Here is a 16,259-nt window from a genome sequence, read left to right as displayed (position 1 = left end):
TTTGTTTTAAATCATCAATTTACAATAATATAACGACTCTTGTGATGAAATATCAATAGTGGGTAAAAAATAAACCATTAAGGTATTAAGTTTCATTAAGTCCTCCTTAATTTATCTTAATACCTTAATGGTTTAAATTTTTATAAAATTGAGCTTGTTTTAGACCACTCTCAAAATAAAATAATTTTTCCTTCCACTTTGCAATAATACAAACTGATTATTAACCAAATCATTCGCTGTTAATACAAAATCTTCTTTAATTTTTTCTCTGTTTACAGAAATTGAATTTGCAGTTAAAGCACGTCTTGCTTCTCCGTTTGATTTGAAAAAACCTGATTTCTCGTTCAAAACATCTACGATATTGATTCCGTTTTCAATATCAGTTCGTGTAATTTCAGCTTGCGGAACACCATCAAAAACTTCCAAGAAAGTAATTTCGTCCAACTGTTTCAAATCTTCCGAAGACGAATTTCCAAACAAGATGTTCGAAGCCTGGATTGCCTTTTCTAACTCTTCTTTCGAATGCACAAAAGTCGTAATTTCTTCCACCAATCGTCGTTGCAAGACTCTTAAATGTGGAGCCGTTTTATGTTCTTCAATCAAACCATCAATTGTTTCCTTATCCAAAAACGTAAAGATTTTGATATATTTCTCAGCATCGACATCGGTACTGTTCAACCAAAATTGGTAGAATTTATATACGGAAGTCTTATCAGCATCCAGCCAAATATTTCCACCTTCTGATTTTCCGAATTTAGAACCATCAGCTTTTGTAATCAATGGCGTTGTCAAGGCAAATGCCTTCGAATTTTCGCCACCCATTCTGCGAACCAATTCCGTTCCCGTCGTGATATTTCCCCATTGGTCCGAACCACCCATTTGCAAAAGGCAGTTGTAGTTTTTATACAAATGGTAAAAATCATATCCTTGAATCAATTGGTACGTAAATTCCGTAAACGACATTCCTTCGCCTTCACCACTGAAACGTTTTTTCACCGAATCTTTCGCCATCATATAATTCACCGTGATGCGTTTTCCCACCTCACGGGCAAAATCGATAAACGAAAACTCCTTCATCCAGTCGTAGTTGTTCACCATCATCGGAGCGTTCGAATCTTTTGAATCAAAGTCCAAAAAGCGCGACAAAACACGTTTCAAACCCGCTACATTTTTAGCTAAAGTTTCTTCATTCAACAAATTTCTATCTTCAGATTTTCCCGATGGATCGCCAATCATTCCCGTTGCACCACCCACCAAAGCAATCGGTCGATGGCCGAAATTCTTCAAATGTACCAACAAGATAATCTGAACCATACTCCCAATATGAAGCGAATCTGCAGTCGGGTCAAACCCAATATAAGCCGTCGTCACTTCCTTTAGCAATTGCTCCTCAGTTCCCGGCATACTATCGGCATAAAGCCCTCTCCACTTCAATTCTTCAACTAGATTCTTCATTTTTTGTAAAAATTTTGTCGCAAAGATAGTTAATTTTAGAGTGTTGATTTTAGATTTTAGATTCCAAATTTTGGGTTGAAAATGGTTTATCAAAATTAGAAACGAATCGTTAGTGCGTTTTGGTAAACCATTTTCCCGCCTTCCTTCCAAATCTTTTTGTCTCGTTAAAGAAACGAGACAAAAAGGATTTTCCCTCCAGTCGGGGTTAGAGGGAAAACTATTTGCACTTTGGAACCGACCTTTCCAATCTTTGTCGATATCCTAACAGGTTTCCAGAACCTGTTAGGTATTATTTTCCACAATCAAAATATCAAAATAACAAACCTAACAGGTTCTGAAAACCTGTTAGGAATTCACAACCAACAATTACTTCAATTTTCCAATTATCTCATTACCTTTGCCACTATGGTTTTAGTTACAGGAGCAACAGGTTTGGTAGGTTCGCATTTGGTACTGCATTTACTCGAAAATGGAGATGATGTTTCGGCTATTTACAGAAGTGAAAAGTCAATCGAAAAAACAAAATCCATATTTCAACTCTACAAAAAAGAACAATTTTTCGAAAAGATTAATTGGATTCAAGCCGACATCAACGATATTCCTTCCCTAGAAATTGCTTTTCAAAACATCGACTATGTCTATCATTGTGCGGCGTTCATCTCCTTTGAACCAACCGATGAAGAGAAAATCAGAAAAATCAATATTGAGGGAACGGCCAACATTGTAAATTTTTGCTTGTCCAAAAACGTCAAGAAATTATGTTATGTCAGCTCGATTGCTGCCTTGGGCGATTTGCCTGAACACGAACACATCATTACCGAGGAAACCGACTGGAATCCCGAAAAACCCCACAGCGATTACGCCATCTCAAAATATGGAGCCGAAATGGAAATTTGGCGTGGCCAGCAGGAAGGTTTAAATGTTGTAGTGGTAAATCCAGGTGTGATTTTCGGAATTGGAAATTGGAACGAAGGAAGCGGAAAAATCTTTACAACCGTTGCCAAAGAATATAAATATTATACCAAGGGTTCAACTGGTTTTATTGCGGTTTCGGATGTTGTGGAGATAATGTCTTTGCTGATGAAAAGTGCAATTTCAGGCGAAAGGTATATTCTTATTGCCGAAAACATCATCTTTCAAGACCTGATTAATACAATAGCCGAAAGCTTGAAAGTAAAAAAGCCAACTGCTTATGCTAAAAAGTGGATGACGGAAATTGCCTGGCGATTGGATTGGTTTCGGGCTCATTTATTCTTCTCAAAAAGAAAACTTCCGAAAGCTGTTGCAAGATCCCTTCATACGACAGATGTGTATTCTAATGAAAAAGTGAAAAAGGAATTAGGATTTCAATTCACGGATATAAAAGCCTGCATTCAGGAAATAGCGGGGCATTACAAAAACTAATTTTTTTGTTCCAGTTTTTCCTTCAATCTAATTGCACTTTTTATAGAATCGGTAGTTTTTAAAGGTTTTATTGGTTTTGGCTTTTTGATTTTTTTAGATTCCTGAGCAAGAATAGTATCAATTTTTGTTTTTTCTTTTCCCAATCGCTCTTCAATGCGTTGGTACATTTTCATATAATTGTGTACGTCGGAGGCATAATAATGGTTGCTTTTTACAAATTGCAAACTGTCAATGTCATATTTGTCATATACATAAGTTGAAGCTGTTATGTTTTTGTTCTCCAGTGTGGTAGGATTATTCGTTCTGATGGCTTCTAATAGGGCAAGATCATAGATGATTTCTTCCATTGTGTCTTCGTCAATTAGATTATCAGGCTTGTCAATTGCAGATTGCTGACAGCTGAATAGAATGAGAACGCCAATAAAAAAACAGAAAACCTTTTTCATCTTATAAAATTTTAACGGTCAAACAGCAGGCGTTCGCCACATTGAATGTCTTTCACTTTGAAATTGTTGTAAACCAATTGTCCGTTTACAAAAGTATGGGTTATTCTCGATTTAAAGTTATAGCCTTCAAATGGCGACCATCCACATTTGTATAGAATATTGTCCTTCTTCACGTTCCACGGCATTCCTGGATTTACAATCGCCAAATCGGCATAATAACCTTCCTTGATGAAGCCTCTTTTTTCAATCTTGAAGATTTTCGCAGGATTGTGGGCCATCTTCTCAACGATTTTCTCTACCGAAATTTTTCCTTGATGATGGGCCTCAAACATGGCTACAACGGCATGCTGAACCAATGGTCCGCCAGATGGAGCTTGCAAATAAGGCAAACTTTTTTCTTCTAAAGTATGTGGAGCGTGATCGGTTGCAATAACGTCAATTCTGTCATCGAGCAAAGCTTCCCAAAGAGCATCTCTGTCTTTTTCGGTTTTTACGGCTGGATTCCATTTGATGAAATTGCCTTTTTTTGCATAATCTTCATTGGTAAACCACAAGTGATGGATGCAAACTTCGGCTGTGATTTTCTTTTCTTCCAAGGGAATTTTGTTTGTAAACAACTCCATTTCCTTTGCTGTAGAAAGATGGAAAATATGCAAACGAGCTCCTGTTTTTTTCGCCAAAGCAATTGCTTTTGAAGACGAAATATAGCAAGCTTCTTCGCTTCTAATCAAATGATGAACCGTTGCTGGAACATCATCTCCATATTCGGCTTTGTATTTTTCTAGGTTTGCCTTTATGGTTGCTTCATCTTCACAGTGAACTGCAATTAGCATTGGTGTGCTTGAGAATATTTTTTCTAAAACTTCTTCGTTGTCCACCAGCATATTTCCGGTTGAAGAACCTAGGAATAATTTTATTCCGGCAACATTTTTTGGATTGGTTTTGAGAACTTCTTCCAAGTTGTCGTTTGTTCCACCCATCATAAAAGAATAGTTGGCAAACGATGTTTCGGAAGCGATCTGGTATTTTTGTTCTAGTAATTCCTGAGTAACGGCATTCGGAACCGTATTGGGTTGTTCGATGAAAGAGGTGATTCCTCCGGCAACAGCGGCTCTTGATTCGGAGGCGATGTTTCCTTTATGTGTTAATCCCGGTTCTCTAAAATGCACTTGGTCGTCGATGGCTCCTGGGATCAAGTAGTTTCCTTCGGCATCGATGATTTTTGTGGTGGAGGATTTGGCACTTATGCTTTCGGCTATCTCGACGATAAATTTGTCTTCTATGAGCAAATCTCCTTCGAAAATAGTTCCTTCGTTAACGATTTTGGCATTCTTAATTAAAACCCTGTTCATTTTTCTCTTCTTCTTATAACCTATTAAAAAACTGTCGAAACCTTAATGATATTACTCCAAATACGGCTTCTTTTATGATAGAACCGCTCATTTTGGATTGTCCTTTTGCCCTATCGGTAAAAATAATCGGGACTTCTATTATTTCAAATTTTTTGGCGTAAGCCCTATATTTCATTTCAATCTGGAAAGCATAACCAATGAATTTTATTTTATCAAGGTTGATGGTTTCCAAAACTTGGCGTTTGTAGCACATGAATCCGGCTGTTGCATCCTGGATTTTCATTCCGGTAATCAATCGCACATAAACCGATGCGAAATAGGAAAGCAAAACTCGGCTCAAAGGCCAGTTTACCACGTTTACTCCAGTGATGTATCGCGAACCGATGGCGACATCTGCCCGACCGAAATGGCAGGCATCATAGAGACGTTCTAAATCGTTTGGATTGTGCGAAAAATCGGCATCCATCTCGAAGATGTAATTGTATTGGTTGTCCAAGGCCCATTTGAATCCGTGAACGTAAGCTGTTCCCAGTCCTGATTTTTTTTCTCTTTGTTCGAGAAACAATCTATCGGGGAATTCGTTTTGGAGTTCAATTACTTTTTGGGCGGTTTTGTCTGGCGAATTGTCGTCGATGATGAGGATATGAAAGGGCTTGGGTAAGGAAAGTACCGCTCTGATGATGCTTTCGATGTTTTCAATTTCGTTATAGGTTGGGATTATAACAATACCGTCGTTCATAAACTCTTAAATTTCCACGCAAAAATAAACTTTTTATGGGTGTTTGGTCTTAATTAAATTATAATAAATTTTTATTTTATTGGCTTTTGATAAAGGTTGGAATGTTTCTGGAGTTAAAATGGATTTTTAACTAGCCCCGATTGAAGTGGAAATCCTTTTTGTTCTGGGGTTCAGAACAAAAAGATTGCAACGTAAAGCGGGAACAACGATTCCAAAAATGCCCAAACGATTCGCTCCAAATTATTGCAATCGAAATTTTTTATTGCAGTTGAATTTGGTTGCTGAATTGTTATCTTTGCGGGACTATGATGGATGTTGTTTTACAGGAACGGGTTGTGGAGAGTAGGGATTGGGCTACGGTTTTGTTCGTGCTTTGTTTTGTGCTGATTGCTGTTACGAGAAGCACTTTTGAAAGTCGTTTTGCCGATTTTTCGAGGTTGCTTTTTTCGGACAAATACAACAAGATTTATAAGGACAGTTCGCATTTGATGAGCTGGTTTAATATTGCACTTTTTGTGGTGCAGTTGATTTCGTTGGCTTTTTTCGTGCAATTGCTGTTGGCTTATTTTGGCTATGTTTCAAAAGCGGATTGGCTGATTTATATTCAGATTATCACGTTGATTGGGATTTTTATCTTATCGAAATATTTGATTGAGAAGATTATTTCGACCTCTTTTGGCATGGAGGAGTTTGTTGAACAATATAATTTACAAAAAGTTAACTATAGAACTTATATCTCTTTATTGTTGTTGCCTGTTAATGTTTTCTTGTTTTATAATGATAATGTATCGATAATGGTAATTTATGTAATTATCGCTATTGTTTTGGTAGGAAATCTGCTAACTTATTTGAATTCCTTAAAAATCTATCAAAATCTAATTATCGGCAAGTTGTTTTATTTTATTTTATATCTTTGCGGTCTTGAAATAGCACCTTACTATTTCCTGTATTATTGGTTTACTAGAAGTTAGTGCATTAGAAAATATCAAATATGAAAGTGAAAACAATTTTGGTGTCGCAACCGGAGCCTAAAGTAGAAAATTCACCTTACTTTGAGTTACAACAAAAGCATAAAGTAAAAATTGATTTCAGGCCTTTTATACACGTTGAAGGCGTTAGTGCAAAGGATGTTCGACTTCAAAAAATCGACCTAAATCACTACAGTGCAATCATCTTAACGAGCAAGAATTCGGTCGATCACTTTTTTAGAGTGGCTGACGAGATGCGATATAAAGTTCCTGAAGATTTAAAATATTTTTGCCAGTCGGAAGCTGTTGCTTTCTATCTTCAAAAATATGTGGTGTATAGAAAACGTAAGATTTATGTGGGTCAGAAAGACTTTGCAGATATGTCTTCGTTGTTTAAAAAATACAAAGACGAAAAGTTTTTGTTGCCTGCTTCAGACCAGTTGAATGCTGATATTCCTCAAACTTTGAACGGTTTAAAAGTAGATTGGACGGTAGCGACTTTGTATAAAACGGTAATGAGCGATTTGTCTGATTTGGCAGATGTTTATTATGATGTTTTAGCGTTTTTTAGTCCAACAGGAATCAAATCTTTGTTCATGAATTTTCCTGGTTTTGAACAGAACAATACAAGGATTGCCGTTTTTGGAAGTACGACCCAGAAAGAAGCCCTTGATCACGGATTGAGAGTGGATATAATGGCTCCGTCTCCAGAAGCTCCTTCAATGACAATGGCATTGGAGAAATATATTGCGAAAGTAAACAAGGAAACAAAATAATATATTCCTTTTGAAAATATAAAGAGCCATACATAGTATGGCTCTTTTTTTTGTGCTTTTTTGAAACTAATTTATTGAATATGACGTAAATAAGTAGTAAATTTATTTTTTATGAAAGCTTTCCTGAATATATACTATTTACTTTTTTTAATTGTTTTTGCTTCCTGTTCTAGCAACGATGACAGAGGTTTGATTACCAATAATCCAATCCAGAATCCAATTGTAGAAGATTCTATTCCTGAAAATCCAGAAGAGGAAAATCCTGAAACGTATGATTTTAGATACTTGGCCTTGGGAGATAGCTATACGATTGGACAGAATGTTTGCGATACGTGCAGATTTCCTTATCAGCTGAAAGTAGGTCTGGAGTTGGATCTGAATGCCGATATAGAACTTCAAATTATTGCCCAAACGGGATGGACTACAACAAATCTTAAAAATGCAATTGCGACTCAAAATCCACCTTCGCATTATGATCTCGTGACACTTTTGATTGGAGTAAACAATCAATATCAAAGCAAGCCTTTTTCGTTGTATGAACAGGAATTCCCAGAGTTGTTGGCCAAGGCGATTTCTTTGGCAAAAGGCGATAAGAACAATGTGATTGTGGTTTCGATTCCGGATTATGCGTTTACACCTTATGGTAATGGTTCGGCAACTATTTCAACCCAGATTGATGCTTATAACGCTTTCGCGGAAAATTATACAACACAACAAGGAGTTGTTTTTGTGAATATCACTGACATTACACGTCAAGGCCTTGCCCATCCAGACTTGGTCGCTTCGGATGGATTGCATCCTTCACAACTGGCATATTCAAAATTTGTGGAAAGGATTTTGCCAAAAGCAGTTTTGATGTTGGAATAAACTTGTGTCTAAACAAAACAGCCGGAAAGTAATTGCTTTCTGGCTGTTTTAATTTTAATAGATTTGAATATCCAAACTCTACTTTAATGAAGTATTGATATCTTCAAATTGTTCTAAATGTTATGGATGCCTTTTTTTGAGTATTCAGTATTTTCATTTCCTTCCTGATCTTTGATAATTGAAAAACATGATTCTTATTGTTCATTTCAGACGTCCTTTTTTCTATTACTTTTTTATTTTAATGTTTTAGCCGTTTTTCCCTGACTTCTCCTGCGATTTAATAATCAGTTGCAAAATTCCCAAAAGAGAAATTAAAGGCTGGTGTTTCTTCATTTAGTTTCAAAAAAACTATATAGATGGATGAACTTGAAATCTTTAGGTTTCCTTTTCAAGTCAATCTGGTTATTTCATAGTATGAAAATAATGCAAAAACACGAAAAAGCAATAAAAGCACAAATTAGCTAATTTATTTGTCGGCATTATATCATGATTAGTCTATGAAATTGGCTCATTAGTATATTTAAAAAAAATAAAAGAAAAATAGAATTTACTTTTAATCACTTATTTATTAACTAATAACAATAAAGATGAAAAAACTATTGGCTACTCGTTTATTAATTACTGCAATTTCAACTTTCGCCAAAAAAGAAATAATGAAGCAAACTAGAATTAATTATTAATATTTAATGTATGAAAAAAATAATTTCAGCAAAACTACCCATTCTGCTATTATTAATCATTATTGTGTTTAATTCCAATGCCCAGACTAAAGCACAAAAAGGGAGAAAGATTTTTGGAAAAACAATTGAACGAATAAATCCCGTAAATGGATTAATTAGATGTGTTTCCACAGAATATGAAGAATATCTTAAAGGTAAGATATCCAAAAGAGCAACCACTAATGAGTTTGAAACTTGGATTGCTCCAAAAGTTGAGCTCATGAAACAGCGTTTGCAAACGGCTAACACTCCTAACGTCGTTATAATTCCGGTAGTTGTTCATGTTATCCATAATGGTGATGCACTAGGAGTTAATGAAAATATTTCAGAAGACAGAATTTTATCTCAAATAACGGTCTTGAATCAGGATTTTAGAAAATTAATCAATACTCCAGGATATAACTCAAATGCCATTGGAGCTGATGTCGAAATAGAGTTTTGCATGGCCCAAGTAGATCCAGAAGGCAATGCAACATCAGGAATCCATAGAGTAAATCTTGGGGTTGCAAGCTGGTCAACCGAAGCTAGTGTAGAGGGAATTCTAAAACCACAAACTATTTGGGATCCAGAACAGTACTTTAATATTTGGGTTTGTCAATTCAGCTCTAGCCAAAGTGCCGAGTTGGGAGGGGTTCTGGGATATGCTCAATTCCCTAGTAACTCTGGACTTGGGGGTCTAAATATTGATGGAGGTGACGCAAATACAGATGGAGTTATTATAGATTACAGATGTTTTGGCTCGTCAGATTATGTAACTGGAACTTATTTCTCTGGATATGATAAAGGAAGAACCGCAACTCATGAAATCGGACACTGTTTTGGTTTGCGACATATTTGGGGAGATAATTCATCTTGCACGATTAACACTACTGATAGTTATAAAGATTATTGTCCAGACACACCGGCAGCTTCGACAGAAAATTATGATTGTCTTTCTGTTTATAATTCTTGTACAACTGCTACAGGAAATGATATGACCGAGAATTATATGGATTATACAAATGATACTTGTATGAATACTTTTACCCTGGACCAAAAAGCGCGTATTTTGGCAGTTCTAGAAAATTCACCAAGAAGAGCGACATTGGTTACTTCAACCGTTTGCAGTAGCACCTCTTTAGGGAATTCTACTAACAGTTTTCAAAATGAAGTATCAATCTATCCAAATCCGGCAAACGATGTACTTAATATTTCGTTAGGAGGATCAAGTAATTTGCCAAAAGCTTACAGTATTTATAATAATTTAGGACAATTGATTACTCAAGAAACTATTTCTTCTACTGCAGATTTATCAATAAATACATCTGATTTTAGTTCAGGAATTTACTTTATAAGAATCGAAAAAGAAAACGCTGTTAAAACACTTAAGTTTTTGAAAAAATAATTTTAAGAATTGGGCCTAAACAACTAAACAAAACAGCCGGAAAGTAATCACTTTCTGGCTGTCTTTGTTTTAATTTAGAAGTATTTATTCTGGAGCTAATTCCAATTCCAAGCCTTCCAATTCTTCCGTAATATGAAGCTGGCAACCCAAACGGCTGTTTGGTTTTACATGAAAAGCTTCGGATAGCATTGCTTCTTCATCATCACTCATTTCGGGTAATTCAATTTCATTCAACACATAGCATTGGCAGGAAGCACACATGGCCATTCCGCCACAAATTCCGATGGTCCCTTCTGGAGCAAGTTCATAAGCCCGAACAAGTTCCATAATGTTCATGTTCATATCCGTTGGTGCTTGAACTTCGTGTTGGATGCCTTCTCGGTCGGTAATTTTTATGGTAACGTCTTGTGACATAAATTAGTCTATCGATTTAACAACTGCTTTTTCAGCCTCTTTTCGAGTTCCGTCAAAACCGTCAACACCAGAAACGGTTGTATATTTCATTACATATTTTTTCCCCGGATTCATTCGTTGGTAAACGCTCTGACACATTAAAGTCGCTTCGTGAAAACCGCAAAGAATCAGTTTTAATTTCCCAGGATAGGTGTTTACGTCGCCAATTGCATAGATTCCCGGAATATTGGTTTGATAATCTAAAGAGTTATCAACCTTGATGGCATTCTTCTCAATTTCCAATCCCCAGTTTGCGATTGGGCCTAATTTAGGCGAAAGTCCAAAAAGCGGAATAAAATAATCGGTTTCTATAATTCTATGAGCTCCATTTTCTTCAATGTCAATGGATTCAAGATGTTCGGCACCGTTTAAACCTACCACTTCAGCAGGAGTAATCAGTTTTATTTTTCCCTCGTTTTTTAATTCCTGTACTTTATCTACAGAATCCAAAGCACCACGGAATTCATTTCGTCTGTGGATCAACGTTACTTCTGAAGCAACATTCGAAAGGAAGATACTCCAGTCTAAAGCCGAATCTCCACCACCTGCAATTACAACCCTTTTATCCCTGAATTTTTCTGGATTTTTGATAAAGTATTTCACACCTTTGTCTTCATAGAATTCAATGTCTTCTATTAACGGTTTTCTTGGTTCAAAACTTCCCAAACCTCCAGCAATTGCTACCGAATTGGCGTGGTGTTTTGTTCCTTTATGAGTGGTTACGATAAATGTTCCGTCTTCGAGTTTTTCAATGGTTTCCGCACGTTCTCCAAGCGTAAATCCTGGTTGGAATTGTTTGATTTGTTCCATCAAATTATCCACTAAATCGCCAGCTAAAACTTCTGGAAATCCAGGAATATCAAAGATTGGTTTTTTAGGATATAATTCAGATAACTGACCTCCGGGTTGCGGAAGGGCATCGATGATGTGGCATTTTAATTTTAATAATCCGGCTTCAAATACGGCAAAAAGTCCAGTTGGACCAGCTCCAATAATAAGTATATCTGTTTTGATCATTTGTTTCAAGGTTTTCGATGTTTCTGAAGTGCAAATTTCGAGAAACAAAGAAGGTTTTTCTATGATATTTGTCAGTTTTGGAAACGAAGTATTTTCTAACTGATTATGATTGTTTGCGTGAGGGATAGTAGTGGAAATCCTTTTTTATTTTTTCTTTAAAAATAAAAAAGATTGCAACAGATAGCCCGACCCCGCCATTAAAAGCGGGGTCACGCCCAAAATATTTTTAGAGTTTAGGCAACATTTACCACTGTTTCAATCTGTGGAGCATATTTCTTGATGGTCGTTTCTACACCAGCTTTTAGCGTCATTTGATTGACACTGCAAGAAATGCAAGCTCCTTCAAGACGCACTTTCACGTGTTTGTCATCTTCAATTGAAATCAGCTTGATGTCGCCACCATCAGAATTCAAAAACGGACGAATTTCTTCCAACGCTTTCTCGATGTTCAATGTTAATTCTTCTGTGTTCATATTTTTTGATTTAAAGTTTTCAGTACAGTTTTTAGGTTTTATGGGCCAACTGCTACTGTAAACTGAATACTATTTTTTTACTGCCGAACAACCTGCCATTGTAGTAATTTTCACCGCTTCGGATGGAGGTAGATTTTCATTTCTACTTACAGTTTCCTGCACTACGTTTCTAGCAATTTCTTCGTACACTTTTTCCAAAGGTGATGCGGTTTGCAAAGCAGCAGGACGACCATAATCTCCAGCTTCACGGATGGATTGCACGATTGGAACTTCTCCCAAGAAAGGAACATTTAAATCTGCTGCAAGATTTTTTGCACCTTCTTTACCGAAGATATAATATTTATTTTCTGGTAATTCTTCTGGTGTGAAATAGGCCATATTTTCGATGATTCCTAAAACAGGAACGTTGATGCTGTCCGATTGGAACATAGCAACTCCTTTTTTAGCATCGGCTAAGGCAACGGCTTGTGGCGTACTCACGATAACAGCTCCAGTGATGGGTAGCGATTGAACGATAGATAAGTGAATGTCGCCAGTTCCTGGAGGCAAATCGATTAGCATAAAGTCAAGTTCGCCCCAATCTGCATCAAAAATCATTTGGTTCAAGGCTTTTGAAGCCATTGGTCCTCTCCATATTACAGCTTGGCTTGGTGCTGTGAAAAACCCGATGGAAAGTATTTTTACTTCATAACTTTCAATTGGTTTCATTTTCGACTTTCCGTCAACGGTAACTGAAATTGGTTTTTCATTTTCGACGTCAAACATAATCGGCATGGAAGGTCCGTAAATATCGGCATCCAAAACACCAACATTGAAACCCATTTTTGCCAAAGTAACAGCAAGATTTGCAGTAGTGGTAGATTTTCCTACACCACCTTTTCCTGAAGCTACGGCAATTATATTCTTGATTCCAGGAATTGCTTTTCCTTTAATCTCATTTGGTTTTTCTGGAGATTCAACTTTTATGTTGACTTTTACTTTCGCGTCTGGATTAAACTTTTCCTGAATTAATTTTCGGATGTCGTCTTCAGCGCGTTTTTTGATGTGCATTGCAGGTGTTGAAATGGTCAAATCTACGATTGCTTCTTCGCCAAATGTCACCACATTTGTAACGGCTCCGCTTTCGACCATATTTTTTCCTTCTCCTGCTATTGTTAAAGATTCTAAGGCTTTAAGTATTTCTTTTCTATCTAATTTCATTGGATATATGAGGTGCAATTCTTTTCAATTGCTTTTTTATTAAGATTGAATTTAGATTGCAAAGATAATACGAAATGTTCTTAAAATAAAGATAAAGGATTGGTTTTGTTTATGGTGGTATCAGTTCCAAAAGCGAAATGTTTAATTTTATTTTTGATGATATTTGTAAATTATTTTAAAATTAGGAAATAATTACATAAATTTGTTTTTTGTAAATATTTTTAAAATTAGGAAATAAAATGGAATATCCACCTGAATACAGTTCTGATTCACCCCTGCTTTTTCTTAAAGAATCTGCTGATAATAGCTATTTTTATACAAGAATAGAATCAGAATACCTCTACTGGGATAAGGTTAAATATTTAGTTCCTAAAGAAGAAAGTGTCAATTTATGGAAAGATATAAAATTGATAAGAAGACTGAATTTCAAAAAAATATACATAAATAATAAATTCAAGTTAGAAGCCAATTATGGAATAAATGATTTTCTTCAACAAAAACTACATTATCTAGATTTTAATTTTGGAGTAGGAATTCAAAAAGAGCAGTTACTTTCGGATATTGACAAGCATCGTTATTTGACCAATTCATTAATGGAAGAATCCATATTTTCGTCGATGATAGAAGGTGCCACAACCACCCGAATTAAAGCAAAAGAAATGCTTCGAAAGGGGAAAAAGCCTATCAATAAGTCTGAACAAATGATATTGAATAATTATAAAACAATTCAATATATCAGTGAAAATAAAAACAATGATATTACAAAAGAGAGACTTTTTGAAATACATAAATTAGTAACAGAAAACACTTTAGAAGTTGAAAACGTTGGAGTTTTTAGAACTTCAGATGATGTAAAAGTAATGAACCAGATAACAGGAGAGATTGTTCATAATCCACCAGTATTTATTCAGCTTGAGCATTTAATGGATTCTTTTTGTGTTTTTTTTAATGAAAATCCAAAAGAAAATTTTATTCATCCGATAGTCAAAGCTTCGATTTTACATTTCTTAATTGGCTACATTCATCCTTTTGTAGATGGAAATGGAAGAACAGCAAGAGCTTTATTTTATTGGTATCTGCTGAAAAACGGCTATTGGCTAACGGAATATCTTTCCATTTCAAGAGTAATTCTCAAATCAAAAACGCAATATGAAAAAGCCTATTTACATACAGAAATTGATGAAATGGATTTGTCCTATTTTATTCATTATCAGGTGAAAGTATTGACTCAAGCCTTTGAAGATTTGAAAGAATATATTTCAAGTAAGAAAAAAGAAGAAAATCAGTTTTCAAAATTTCTCAAGTTACCCAATATTAATGATCGTCAGGCTCAAATTTTGTTTTGGGTAGAGGAAAATCCAAATCGATTTTTTACTGTAAAAGAAATAGAAAATATCTTTAAAATTACCAATCAAACTGCTCGAACAGACATTGAAGAACTTGTAGCTTTAGAATATTTAAAGAAAATCAGCATCAATAAAAAATCTTTTAACTACTGGAAGGGTTCAAAATTCGACAAAACGTTTTTGTAATTATTTGTAAATAAATTTAAAATTAGGAAATAATTACAAAACGTTTTTTTGAATTAAATTTATTTTCAACGAGGCATATTGCATCAATAAATTATTTTTCAGAAAATCATACTCGGAAGAAAGCAATTGATTTTTGACCGAATTATACCCAACAGCATCAATTTTTCCGCTGGTGAATTTAGACTGTGTGGTTTTGAAAGATTCCTGGGCATATTTCAAGGTGTTTTTTAAGTTGTTGGACAACTTTACGTATTGCTTTTTACGTGTGTTTTCAAGTTCGATCTGTTGTTCGATTTTAATTTTTTCTTGTTCCGAAAGTAGTTTTGTCCTTTCAGATTCTATCTTTGAAGCCTTGATTCGCTTGTTGTTTCTGAATCCTGTAAAAATAGGGATGCTCATTTGCAAACCAACCTGATGGTTTTTATTATCGTCTAATTGCGTTCTGAATGCGACGACATTAGCATTTGGTTGATTGATTGGAGAAGAGTAGAAACTAGACAATTGATAGAAAGCCGAAAGTGTAGGTCGATTCACAGAACGTTGAATGGAAATATCGGTCTTGGAACTTTTGTACAGCAATTCGGCAAATTGAATTTTCGGATTATTGATTTCGGTGGAAACAGCTTCAGCTTCATTTGCCAAATAGGTTTCTAAAATTACATCATCTAGATTTTCTACTTTAAAATTCATCAATTGAAAAAGTTGCAGTTTTTGGGTTTCAAACAATTGTTCGGCTTCCATAAGGCGTTTTTCGTCTTGAGAGTAACTCAATTGAATGTCGTATAAATCGCTTTGAGGCTTGTTGCCGATTTCAACTTCCTTCTCAATTCTGGTTAGGTTGAAGGTGCTATTTTTTAATTGCTCTTTTTGGATTTTAACCAATTCCTGTGAGAACAAGGCATCGAAATATTTCTCGAGCAATTGTAATTTATATTCATATTCAATGACGGATTTATCGGCTCTGGCCATTTCAATTTCGATTTTGTTTTTTTTGGCTGTAGCCAAATTATTAAAGTCGAGAATATTCATATTGGCACTTAGGAAAAAATTGTCCCATTGAATGTCGGAACTTACCCTGTTATTGGTTGTTGGGTCGATGGTGGAACCGAAGTTATAACTGTGATTTCCGTTCAAACTCACGCTTGGAAATAATTCCAAAAGTGGATTTGTGTATAGTTTTTGAGCCTTTGTGACTTCAAGTTGCTTTACTTTAATGTCGATACTGTTTTGCATCGCGGTATCAAAACACTTTTGCAATGACCAGGAATTTTCCTGGCCATTCACAAAAATGCTCGAAGTAATGATGAGCAAACTCAAAATTAGTTTTTTCATTGTATTTTATTTTGAACTCTTTCAGGGTTTTAAAACCTGAAAGAGTTTGGGATTACTCTAAAATATCGATTCTTATAAATGGTTTAAAAGAAGCCTAAGGATTTTATTCTAGCCCCGGCTGGAGCAAATAGCTTTTTGTTCT

Annotated in this window: 15 protein-coding genes; 6 read left to right on the top strand and 9 right to left on the bottom strand. The window is 35.4% G+C overall.

Annotated features, from left to right (window positions below):
• Window positions 1-159: 159 nt before the first annotated feature.
• Complete coding sequence (gene tyrS, locus J2X31_RS03335; RefSeq protein ID WP_310024394.1) at window positions 160-1,455, bottom strand: tyrosine--tRNA ligase; 1,296 nt, start codon at window positions 1,453-1,455, stop codon at window positions 160-162.
• A 228-nt stretch (window positions 1,456-1,683) separates the two neighbouring features.
• On the opposite strand from tyrS, the gene J2X31_RS03330 reads away from it, so the two are divergent.
• The gene (locus J2X31_RS03330) at window positions 1,684-2,859 is read left to right on the top strand and encodes an NAD-dependent epimerase/dehydratase family protein (protein ID WP_310024393.1); all 1,176 of its coding nucleotides are present in this window, start codon (window positions 1,684-1,686) and stop codon (window positions 2,857-2,859) included.
• Here the strand turns inward: J2X31_RS03330 and J2X31_RS03325 are convergent.
• The 3 genes from J2X31_RS03325 to J2X31_RS03315 are packed head-to-tail and all read right to left on the bottom strand — an operon-like array spanning window position 2,856 to window position 5,396.
• The gene (locus J2X31_RS03325) at window positions 2,856-3,305 is read right to left on the bottom strand and encodes a DUF4296 domain-containing protein (protein ID WP_310024392.1); all 450 of its coding nucleotides are present in this window, start codon (window positions 3,303-3,305) and stop codon (window positions 2,856-2,858) included. The genes J2X31_RS03330 and J2X31_RS03325 overlap by 4 nt on opposite strands.
• A gap of 11 nt (window positions 3,306-3,316) precedes the next feature.
• Complete coding sequence (locus tag J2X31_RS03320) at window positions 3,317-4,657, bottom strand: dihydroorotase (protein WP_310024390.1); 1,341 nt, start codon at window positions 4,655-4,657, stop codon at window positions 3,317-3,319.
• Between the two features lie 13 nt (window positions 4,658-4,670).
• Window positions 4,671-5,396, bottom strand: a complete 726-nt coding sequence (locus J2X31_RS03315; protein ID WP_310024387.1) for a polyprenol monophosphomannose synthase — start codon at window positions 5,394-5,396, stop codon at window positions 4,671-4,673.
• 305 nt (window positions 5,397-5,701) lie between these two features.
• On the opposite strand from J2X31_RS03315, the gene J2X31_RS03310 reads away from it, so the two are divergent.
• From J2X31_RS03310 to J2X31_RS03295, 4 genes are all read left to right on the top strand, one after another.
• Window positions 5,702-6,367 carry a DUF4271 domain-containing protein gene (locus J2X31_RS03310; RefSeq protein ID WP_310024384.1) on the top strand — a complete coding sequence of 222 codons (666 nt, stop codon included), beginning with the start codon at window positions 5,702-5,704 and terminating at the stop codon, window positions 6,365-6,367.
• A 20-nt stretch (window positions 6,368-6,387) separates the two neighbouring features.
• Window positions 6,388-7,140 carry a uroporphyrinogen-III synthase gene (locus J2X31_RS03305; protein ID WP_310024383.1) on the top strand — a complete coding sequence of 251 codons (753 nt, stop codon included), beginning with the start codon at window positions 6,388-6,390 and terminating at the stop codon, window positions 7,138-7,140.
• A gap of 111 nt (window positions 7,141-7,251) precedes the next feature.
• A complete protein-coding gene (locus J2X31_RS03300; protein ID WP_310024380.1) occupies window positions 7,252-8,007 on the top strand; it encodes an SGNH/GDSL hydrolase family protein in 756 nt (251 codons plus the stop codon).
• 690 nt (window positions 8,008-8,697) lie between these two features.
• Complete coding sequence (locus J2X31_RS03295; RefSeq protein ID WP_310024378.1) at window positions 8,698-10,110, top strand: T9SS type A sorting domain-containing protein; 1,413 nt, start codon at window positions 8,698-8,700, stop codon at window positions 10,108-10,110.
• A gap of 84 nt (window positions 10,111-10,194) precedes the next feature.
• Here J2X31_RS03295 and J2X31_RS03290 read toward each other — a convergent pair whose 3' ends face one another.
• From J2X31_RS03290 to J2X31_RS03275, 4 genes are all read right to left on the bottom strand, one after another.
• Window positions 10,195-10,524 (bottom strand): 2Fe-2S iron-sulfur cluster-binding family protein, encoded by a 330-nt coding sequence (locus tag J2X31_RS03290; RefSeq protein WP_310024376.1) that lies wholly within the window; start codon window positions 10,522-10,524, stop codon window positions 10,195-10,197.
• A 3-nt stretch (window positions 10,525-10,527) separates the two neighbouring features.
• Window positions 10,528-11,580, bottom strand: coding sequence for an NAD(P)/FAD-dependent oxidoreductase (locus tag J2X31_RS03285; RefSeq protein ID WP_310024372.1), 1,053 nt, complete (start codon window positions 11,578-11,580; stop codon window positions 10,528-10,530).
• 233 nt (window positions 11,581-11,813) lie between these two features.
• Window positions 11,814-12,053, bottom strand: a complete 240-nt coding sequence (locus tag J2X31_RS03280; protein WP_026704627.1) for a NifU family protein — start codon at window positions 12,051-12,053, stop codon at window positions 11,814-11,816.
• Between the two features lie 69 nt (window positions 12,054-12,122).
• Complete coding sequence (locus J2X31_RS03275) at window positions 12,123-13,253, bottom strand: Mrp/NBP35 family ATP-binding protein (protein WP_310024368.1); 1,131 nt, start codon at window positions 13,251-13,253, stop codon at window positions 12,123-12,125.
• 239 nt (window positions 13,254-13,492) lie between these two features.
• Here J2X31_RS03275 and J2X31_RS03270 point away from each other — a divergent pair, with 239 nt between their 5' ends.
• Window positions 13,493-14,785, top strand: coding sequence for a Fic family protein (locus J2X31_RS03270; RefSeq protein WP_310024367.1), 1,293 nt, complete (start codon window positions 13,493-13,495; stop codon window positions 14,783-14,785).
• A gap of 33 nt (window positions 14,786-14,818) precedes the next feature.
• Here the strand turns inward: J2X31_RS03270 and J2X31_RS03265 are convergent, their stop codons facing one another.
• Window positions 14,819-16,117: a TolC family protein gene (locus J2X31_RS03265; protein ID WP_310024365.1), complete on the bottom strand. Its 1,299-nt coding sequence runs from the start codon at window positions 16,115-16,117 to the stop codon at window positions 14,819-14,821.
• Window positions 16,118-16,259 lie beyond the last annotated feature (142 nt).

The organism is Flavobacterium arsenatis (assembly GCF_031456785.1).
Classification (GTDB): domain Bacteria; phylum Bacteroidota; class Bacteroidia; order Flavobacteriales; family Flavobacteriaceae; genus Flavobacterium; species Flavobacterium arsenatis.
This window is presented reverse-complemented; position numbering and strand designations above follow the sequence as displayed.